We start from the raw sequence: 1,924 nt of genomic DNA, 5'->3' as shown, positions 1-1,924 counted from the left end.
GAGAGAGAGGGTCACACCCCGCGCGCCCCCCCCCCCCCCCGCGCGAGCCCGCGCCCCCCCCACGACCCGCGCGAGCCCGCCGCCCCCCCGCCGGGGGGGGGGGGGGCCCTTCTCCGTGTCCGGGCGGGTCCCCGTCGACAGATACTAGGACGTCCGAGTAAATTGGTAGGACGTCCTAGTAAGAGCCGTCCGCCCCACCGAGGCGGCCCGCACGGAGTGGAGCTGGTAGCCGATGGACGCCCACGAGATCGAGGCCGGCCGCGCGCGCTGGCAGCAGCGCTACGACCGGGCCCGCACCCGGGACGCCGACTTCACCACGCTCTCCGGCGACGAGGTGGCCCCGGTGTACGGGCCGCCGGCCGGCACGTCCTACCCGGGCTTCGAGCGGATCGGCTGGCCGGGCGAGTACCCGTACACCCGCGGCCTGCACGCCACCGGCTACCGCGGCCGCACCTGGACGATCCGGCAGTTCGCCGGCTTCGGCAACGCCGAGCAGACCAACGAGCGCTACCGCATGATCCTCGCGGCCGGCGGCGGCGGCCTCTCGGTCGCCTTCGACATGCCGACCCTGATGGGCTACGACTCCGACGACGGCCGCTCGCTCGGCGAGGTCGGCCACTGCGGCGTCGCCATCGACTCGGCCGCCGACATGGACGTCCTCTTCGACTCCATCCCGCTCGGCGACGTCACCACCTCGATGACCATCAGCGGCCCGGCCGTGCCGATCTTCTGCATGTACCTGGTGGCCGCCGAGCGCCAGGGCGTCGACCCGGGGGTGCTCAACGGCACCCTGCAGACCGACATCTTCAAGGAGTACATCGCGCAGAAGGAGTGGCTCTTCGCCCCGGAGCCGCACCTGCGCCTGATCGGCGACCTGATGGCCTACTGCGCGGAGAACATCCCCGCCTACAAGCCGCTCTCGGTCTCCGGCTACCACATCCGCGAGGCCGGTGCGACGGCCGCGCAGGAGCTCGCCTACACCCTCGCCGACGGCTTCGGCTACGTCGAGCTGGGCCTGTCCCGCGGCCTGGACGTGGACGTCTTCGCGCCCGGCCTGTCCTTCTTCTTCGACGCCCACCTCGACTTCTTCGAGGAGATCGCGAAGTTCCGCGCCGCTCGCCGGATCTGGGCCCGCTGGATGCGCGAGCGCTACGGCGCGAAGACCGACAAGGCCCAGTGGCTGCGCTTCCACACCCAGACCGCGGGTGTCTCGCTCACCGCGCAGCAGCCGTACAACAACGTGGTGCGCACCGCGGTCGAGGCGCTCTCGGCCGTCCTCGGCGGCACCAACTCGCTGCACACCAACGCCCTGGACGAGACCCTGGCGCTGCCCTCCGAGCAGGCCGCCGAGATCGCCCTGCGCACCCAGCAGGTGCTGATGGAGGAGACCGGCGTCGCCAACGTCGCGGACCCGCTCGGCGGCTCCTGGTACGTGGAGGCGCTGACCGACCGGATCGAGGCGCAGGCGGAGGAGATCTTCCAGCGGATCCTCGACAAGGGCAGCGCCGACCACCCGATCGGCCCGATGACCTCGGGCATCCTGCGCGGCATCGAGGACGGCTTCTTCACCGGCGAGATCGCCGAGGCGGCCTTCCAGTACCAGGCCTCGCTGGAGAAGGGCGACAAGCGGGTCGTGGGCGTCAACTGCCACCCCGGCACCGTCACCAAGGAGCTGGAGATCCTCCGGGTCAGCCACGAGGTCGAGCGCGAGCAGGTCCGCGTCCTCGGCGACCGCCGCGCCGGGCGCGACGAGACCGCGGTCAAGGCCGGCCTGGACGCCATGCTGGCCGCCGCCCGCTCGGGCGAGAACATGATCCCGCCGATGCTGCAGGCGGTGCGGGCCGAGGCGACCCTCGGCGAGATCTGCAACGCGCTGCGCGCCGAGTGGGGCGTGTACCAGGAGACCGCCCGGTTCTGACCCGGG

1 protein-coding gene is annotated in these 1,924 nt (G+C 72.2%); it reads left to right on the top strand.

What is annotated here, in order from left to right:
- Positions 1-232 precede the first annotated feature (232 nt).
- Entirely contained in the window at positions 233-1,918 is a 1,686-nt protein-coding gene (locus ACFV0G_RS19485; protein WP_380548928.1) for a methylmalonyl-CoA mutase, read from the top strand.
- The last annotated feature ends 6 nt before the right edge of the window (positions 1,919-1,924 follow it).

This window comes from Kitasatospora sp. NPDC059571 (assembly GCF_042735675.1).
GTDB lineage: Bacteria > Actinomycetota > Actinomycetes > Streptomycetales > Streptomycetaceae > Kitasatospora.
Note: the sequence above shows the minus strand (reverse complement) of the source record. Positions and strands in the feature narration are given on the sequence as shown.